At 70.6% G+C, this 6,825-nt stretch carries 5 protein-coding genes; 3 read left to right on the top strand and 2 right to left on the bottom strand.

The genetic code is table 11. The features are described 5' to 3' along the window. Window positions 1-797: 797 nt before the first annotated feature. The 3 genes from ASG51_RS11850 (at window position 798) to ASG51_RS11840 (ending at window position 4,771) form a co-directional block, all read left to right on the top strand. The gene (locus ASG51_RS11850) at window positions 798-2,552 is read left to right on the top strand and encodes a type I secretion system permease/ATPase (RefSeq protein WP_056381016.1); all 1,755 of its coding nucleotides are present in this window, start codon (window positions 798-800) and stop codon (window positions 2,550-2,552) included. Beyond that, a complete protein-coding gene (locus ASG51_RS11845) occupies window positions 2,552-3,901 on the top strand; it encodes an HlyD family type I secretion periplasmic adaptor subunit (RefSeq protein ID WP_056381013.1) in 1,350 nt (449 codons plus the stop codon). Before ASG51_RS11850 ends, ASG51_RS11845 begins: the two co-directional genes overlap by 1 nt. Window positions 3,902-4,549: 648 nt before the next feature. Beyond that, window positions 4,550-4,771, top strand: a complete 222-nt coding sequence (locus ASG51_RS11840) for a hypothetical protein (RefSeq protein ID WP_056381011.1) — start codon at window positions 4,550-4,552, stop codon at window positions 4,769-4,771. A 189-nt stretch (window positions 4,772-4,960) separates the two neighbouring features. Here the strand turns inward: ASG51_RS11840 and ASG51_RS11835 are convergent, their stop codons facing one another. Then, window positions 4,961-5,833: an alpha/beta hydrolase gene (locus ASG51_RS11835; RefSeq protein WP_056381009.1), complete on the bottom strand. Its 873-nt coding sequence runs from the start codon at window positions 5,831-5,833 to the stop codon at window positions 4,961-4,963. Continuing rightward, the gene (locus tag ASG51_RS11830) at window positions 5,823-6,740 is read right to left on the bottom strand and encodes a polysaccharide deacetylase family protein (RefSeq protein WP_056381008.1); all 918 of its coding nucleotides are present in this window, start codon (window positions 6,738-6,740) and stop codon (window positions 5,823-5,825) included. The genes ASG51_RS11835 and ASG51_RS11830 overlap by 11 nt, the downstream gene beginning before the upstream one ends. Window positions 6,741-6,825 lie beyond the last annotated feature (85 nt).

The raw sequence follows: 6,825 nt of genomic DNA, 5'->3' as shown, positions 1-6,825 counted from the left end.
TAGCTGATCACATCATAACGGAAGCACACAACGATACAGCGCGTTTCCAAACCATATCGGTGAGCTCTCGAAACGTGTCAGCAATCGTCTCACAATCCTCTTCACAGAGGATCCGCAAGAGCAAAATCGCCGCCCACGCTTCTCTTTCTCAGATTCACTTGTCAAAGAACATTGTACCGAACACGAACCGTTCGGTCCCAATGCCGCTACAGACAAAAACAGTTGATCATCCAGCTCATCGCCGGATCCCCATCCGAAAGTCTCTGCAGAAGCGTCGGTGCGCCGCCAAACCCGTTGGCCGGCGCCGATGAGCCGGGGTATACGGGCGCTGGCCGGGGCCGTCAACACCCAACATCACATTTTTACGACGCCCATGCGCAAGGCACCCCGGCGACCGCCGGGCCGGGCGCGCAGGGCCCCCATGCGTCGCCCCCACCCCTATCCGGCGGTACTCTCGCACGGTGCCGATCGGCGGGGGAGGGGCGGTCTCGGCCTGTCCACGGCGGATTGTGCCACCGCGGCCCCGATCGGCCCCAATTTCGGCGGAGGGCGCATTCACCGCATCTTCACACGATTGCCACATGCCTATGGAATGCGCCGCGGCCGCGTCGCGGGGCGTCTTTGCTCCGACCTCGCAGCGCGCTCCGCTTCGGTATCAGATGTAATCCCGACTGATTACGGGCGCGCACGAGGGAGCATCAGCGCGCGGAGACACTTGCAACGACTAAGTGGCTCGCTCAAAATACAGTTGTGGAGAGGGGCGGGCCGCACCGGTCTCGCCGGGAAGGAAGCAGATCGTGACGCAGGCCCGGGATTCCGCCGAGCTGGCCTCGGCACTGGCGCAGTGCCGGACGGCCTTTATCGGCGTGGCCGCCATGAGCGGGCTCGTGAACGTGCTCTATCTCACCGGCTCGTTCTTCATGCTCGAGGTCTACGACCGGGTGATCCCGAGCCGGTCGGTGCCGACCCTGATCGGCCTCTGCATCCTGGCCTTCGTGCTCTACATCTTCCAGGGACTTCTCGAAGCCCTGCGCTCGCGCATCCTGGCCCGCATCGGTGCCGCCCTGGACGAATCCCTGAGCGGGCGAGTCTTCGACATCGTGGTGCGCGCGCCCCTGAAGGGGGCCGCCCCCGGCGACGGCCTCCTGCCCCTGCGCGACCTCGACCAGCTGCGCGCCTTCCTCGGCGGCTCGGGCCCCTCCGCCTTCTTCGATCTCCCCTGGATGCCGATCTATCTGCTGATCTGCTTCCTGTTCCATCCCATGATCGGCGTCGCCGCCCTCGTGGGCGCGGCCGTCCTCGCCACCCTCGGCCTTCTCACCGACCGGGCGACCCGGCATCCGGCCCAGACCGCCACCGCCCACGGCCTGCGTCGGAACGGCCTGGCCGAGGCCGGCCGCCGCAACGCCGAGGTCTTGGCCGCCATGGGCATGCAGGGGCGCTTCGGCACCCGCTGGGCCCTGGCCAACCGCGACTACATGCAGTCCCAGCAGCGCGCCTCCGACATCGCCGGCGGCTACGGCGCCGGCTCCAAGGTGTTCCGCACCGCCCTGCAGTCCGGGGTGCTGGCGCTGGGCGCCTACCTCGTGATCAACGGTCTGGCCTCCGCCGGCATCATCATCGCCTCCTCGATCCTGGTGGCCCGGGCCCTGGCCCCGGCGGAGCTCGCCATCGCCAACTGGAAGAGCTTCGTCCAGGCCCGCCAGTCCTGGGCCCGCCTCTCCGAGCTCTTCGCCCGCATGCCCGCCGGCGCGCAGCCGCACGCGCTCCCGGCGCCATCCCGCGCGCTTCAGGTCGAGAGCGTCAGCGTCGCCCCGCCCGGAACCCCCCGCCTCGTGGTCCAGGACGTCAGCTTCGCCCTCCAGGCCGGCCAGGGCCTTGGCGTCATCGGCCCCTCGGCCTCGGGCAAGTCGAGCCTGGTGCGCGCCCTCGTCGGGGTCTGGCCGGCCGTGCGCGGCAAGGTGCGCCTCGACGGCGCCGCCCTCGACCAATGGTCGGCCGACGATCTCGGCCCCCATATCGGCTTCCTGCCCCAGGAGGTGGAGCTGTTCGCCGGCACGGTGGCGGAGAACATCGCCCGCTTCGATCCGCAGGCCCCCTCCGACGCCGTGATCGCGGCCGCCCGCGCGGCCGGCGTGCACGAGCTGATCCTGCGCCTGTCGGAGGGCTACGACACCCGCATCGGCGAGGGCGGTGCCGGCCTCTCCGCCGGCCAGCGCCAGCGCGTCGGCCTGGCCCGGGCCCTCTACGGCGATCCCTTCCTGGTCATCCTCGACGAGCCCAACGCCAATCTCGACGCGGAGGGCGAGAACGCCCTGACCCAGGCGATCATCGGGGTGCGCCGCCGCGGCGGCATCTGCATCGTCATCGCCCACCGGCCGTCCGCCCTCGGCGCGGTCGACCTCATCCTGATGATGGCGGAGGGCCGGGCCCAGGCCTTCGGGCCGAAGGACGAGGTCCTCAAGCGCGTGCTGCGTCCGGCCTCGGTCCCCGTGGAGGCCCGCCCCGTGGACACGCAGGCCGGCCCCGGCGCCCTGCAGGAGAGTGCATGATGTCCGTCGCCCTCAGCCCCGTCGACCTGCATCCCGCCCTCACGCCCCCGCGTCCCACCGCGCAGGGCTCGATCCGCCGCCACCTCGCCCTCGGCCTCGCCCTGGGCGCGGTGCTGGTGGTGGGCGTGGGCGGCTGGGCCACCTTCACCCAGATCTCCGGCGCCGTGATCGCGCCGGGCCAGCTCGTGGTCGAAACCGACGTGAAGAAGGTGCAGCATCCCACCGGCGGCGTCGTCGGCGAGCTGCGGGTCCACGACGGCATGCGCGTCAAGGCCGGCGACATCCTGATCCGTCTCGACGAGACCCAGACCCGGGCCAACCTCGACATCATCCTGAAGGCCCTCGACGAGCTCTCCGCCCGGCGCGCCCGCGACGAGGCCGAGCGCGACGGCGCCGCCACCATCGCCTTCCCGCCCGAGTTGCTGGCCCGCAAGGACAGCGATCCCTCGGTGGCCCACCTGATCGAGGGCGAGACCCGGCTGTTCAGGTCCCGCGTGGCCGGCCGCGAGGGCCAGAAGGCGCAGCTGCGCGAGCGCGTCCAGCAGCTGCGCGAGGAGATCAAGGGCCTGACCGAGCAGGTCGCGGCCAAGGCCCGCGAGGTCGGCTTCATCACCGGCGAGTTGCAGGGCGTGCGGGAGCTCTACGCCAAGAACCTGGTGCCCCTGGCCCGGGTCAACGCCCTCGAGCGCGACGCCGCGCGCCTCGACGGCGAGCGCGGGCAGCTCCTCGCCTCGACGGCCTCGGCCCGCGGCAAGATCGCCGAGACCGAGCTGCAGATCCTTCAGATCGACGGCGACATGCGCACCGAGACCGGCAAGGACCTCGCCGAGATCCGGGGCAAGTGGTCGGAATACGTCGAGAAGCGCGTGGCCGCCGAGGACCAGCTCAAGCGTGTCGACATGCGCGCCCCGCAATCGGGCACGGTGCACCAGATGACGGTGCACACGATCGGCGGCCTGGTGACGCCCTCCGAGCCCGCCATGCTGATCGTGCCGGAGGCGGACCAGCTCGCGGTGGAGGTGAAGATCCAGCCGCAGGACATCGACAATGTCCGCCTCGACCAGGCGGCGGTGCTGCGCTTCTCGGCCTTCAACCAGCGCACCACGCCGGAGATCGACGGGGTGGTGTCGCGGGTCTCGGCCGACGTCACCTCCGATCCGAAGACCGGGATGAGCTACTACACGGCCCGCATCCGCGTGCCGGAGGACCAGAAGGAGCGCCTCGGCACCGCCCGCCTCGTCCCGGGCATGCCGGTCGAGACCTTCATGCAGCTCGGCAACCGCTCGGTGCTCAGCTACCTCACCAAGCCGCTCACCGACCAGATCGCCAAGGCCTGGCGAGAAAAGTAAGGCCTGGTGAGAAAAGTAAGGCTTGGCGCGAGAAGTAAGGCCTGGCGAGAAAAGGAAAACGTGGCGCGAGGCGTTCGTCTCGCCGGAAGCCGGATGGCCCCGGCCTGCGCGAAGGCCGCTGCGCCTGAACGGGGGATGGCCCGTGCGCTGGCGGGGGGATCAGCAGGCCGGCTGGATCGCGGACATCAGGCTTCGAAGGACGGCCCGGAGATGGGCGCGGAGCGCCAGGACCCGCTCGTCCGGCAGGGTCTCGGTTCCTGCCCTCTCGCTTCCGGGACCTGCAAGATATCCGTCGAACCCGCTCATCGGCAGCGCCCCTCAATGCCACGACGCATTTTTGCAGTGCACAAAAGACAAAAAGTATTATTCCAGACCGATTGTCAATACCTGCTTCTAGCGCAATTGCGCATCCCATTCGCCAATTGCATCTTTGATGAATGAAGCGCTTAATTCTACCTGAAGTTAATCGGGATTGAGCAACGATATCCGATACTGAGCACGCCACGGCCTCCCTTTGACTGGCCCGTCGCCCGTACCCTGAGACCTGGATCCCTTCCGGCCTGGAACGGACGTGCGGCGGTTCGGGCGGCAGGTCAGCGGGGGCGACAGGCCCATGCTCGTCCCTGCGTCCCGAGGGCCATTTCCCCGATGCGCTTCCATTTCGATCTCACCGATGGCCGGACCACGATGACCGACGCGAGGGGCGCCGAAGCGGCCGACCTCGCCGAGGCCATCGCCCAGGCCGCGCTGGTCATCGAGGAACTTCGCAGGGGTGGCGAACTGGTCCATGTCGAGGGCGCCTGGGATCTCGTGATCCGGGATGCGGACGGGCGGGACCTGCACCGCATCCCCGTCGTCCCAAGGGCGTGAGTGCGCGGGCCTGCGCGTCCGAAGCCGAAGCTATGCCGCATCGACGGGGCCGTGCATTAACTTTCCATGAGCGGTTCACGATCAGCGGTTCACGATCAGCTGTTCACGATGCGTGGCCTGCCCTGAGCCGAGGCGGGTCGGAGGAGGGGCCGACCGGGCGGAGGCGGGGCGATTCGCGTCCGGGACGACTCAGGAATGGCCCAACGCGGCGGCGATGCGGGCCAGGCGCCCGTCCGGATGCGCCAGGGCCTCGAGGATCGAGAAATGATCCGCGCCGTCGAGCGCGACGCAGCGGGTCTCGGGCTCCACCGCCGCGCGCGCCGCGGCGTAGGCCTTCGACTGGCGCCGAAGTTCGGGCAGTTCGTCGGCCCCGTAAGCGACCACCAGGGGGACGAAGCGGCGGGGGGCCAGGCGGATCGGCGACAGCGCCTCCACCTCCCCGGGCGTGAGCCGGAGCGCGTCGTCGAGGGACGTCCGCCGGATGGGCGCGAGATCGTAGATCCCGCTGATCGCGAGGCCGGCATCGGCGTCCGGCCCGTCCAGCGCCAGGGCGGCGAGGTGCCCGCCCGCCGACCAGCCGGAAACCACGAGGCGCCGACGCCCCAGGCCCACGGCGGCATCGTGCGCCCGCAGGGCGTGCAGGGCCGCCCGGATCTCGTCCGCGATCCGGGTCAGCGACGCCTCCGGCGCCAGGGTGTAGCCGATCAGGGCCACGTCGAGCCCGAGGGCGAGCGGCCCCTCGGCCAGACAGGCGAAGCCTTCCTTCGCGTTCCGCTGCCAGTAGCCGCCATGGATGAAGGCCAGCAGCGGGGCGCCGGCCCGTCCGCAGGCGAACAGGTCGATCCGATTCCGGGGGCCGGCAGCGTGGGGCGGCCCCGGATCGTAGGGGAGATCGAGGGTGTGGCCCGGGCGGGCCCGGAGGGCGGCGCTGCGCGCGCTCCAGTCGGCGAGGCGGGCGGCGCTGTCGGCGACCGCCCCCGCATTGTCGTAGGCCCGGCTCAGGGCCGCGCGGTCGAGGTCCCGCCAGTCCGTCGGCGGCGTCCCGTCGGTCTCAAGCCTCATCGCCGGTTCCCCGATACCAGTCCACGAGTTCGCCCCCTTGGGCGAACCAGACGTCGTCGCGGGCGAGGAGCGCGTCGAGGAGCCGCTCCAGCAGCCCGATGCGGTGGGGGACGCCGGTGATGTAGGGGTGGAGGGCGAATCCCATCACCTTGGCGCCGCCCAGCGGCCCGTCGCCGGCCGCCTCCGCGGCGAGGCGCTCGACCTGGGCCAGCGCCCGGGCCACGAACTCGTCGGCACGGTGATGCTGGATCGCCAGCAGGGGGATGTCGTTCAGCTCCACCGAGTAGGGCAGGGCGATGAGCGGGCGCGTCGCGGTGGCGATGCGGCTGGGCCGGTCGTCCACCACCCAGTCGCCCACATAGTCGAGACCGGCGGCGGCGAGGTGGTCCGGGGTGTCGAGGGTCTCGGTCAGGCCGGGCCCGAGCCAGCCGCGCGGGTTCGTCCCCGTCACGGCGCGGATCGCCGCCAGGGTCCGGGCGATCATCGCGGGCTCGTCCGCGATGCGGTGGGTCGGGACCTGGTGGAAGCCGTGGCCCATGAACTCCCAGCCCGCGGCGTGGGCTTCGTGCGCCACGCGGGGATAGGCCTCGCAGACCGAGCCGTTGACCGACAGGGTCGGGCGGACCCCGCGCGCCTGGAACGCCGCGAGGAAGCGCCAGAACCCGACGCGCATCCCGTATTCGTGCCAGCCCCAGTTGGCGAGGTCGGGCAGGAGGGTCGCGCCGGTCGGCGCCACCAGGATCTGGCGCGGCATCGGGTTGTCGATGAGCCAGTGCTCGACATTCACCACCGGCCAGATCGCCACGTGCTTGCCCTTCGGCAGGACGAGGCGCGGCCGGTCGATGGCGGCCCGGTAGGCGAGGCGGCGCTCGGGGCGGCGGGAGTCCGACAAATCCGGTTCGGTCATGCGGGCTCGGCGCGGCACCAGGGGTTGGACATGTGGAGGGCGGCGGGCGCCGCCCGTTCCCCTTCCCCTCGAGGGGGAGAGGGAC

It is taken from the genome of Methylobacterium sp. Leaf465 (assembly GCF_001424705.1).
GTDB lineage: Bacteria > Pseudomonadota > Alphaproteobacteria > Rhizobiales > Beijerinckiaceae > Methylobacterium.
The sequence above is the reverse complement of the archived record's forward strand: the minus strand, read 5'-3'. Positions and strand labels throughout refer to the sequence as shown.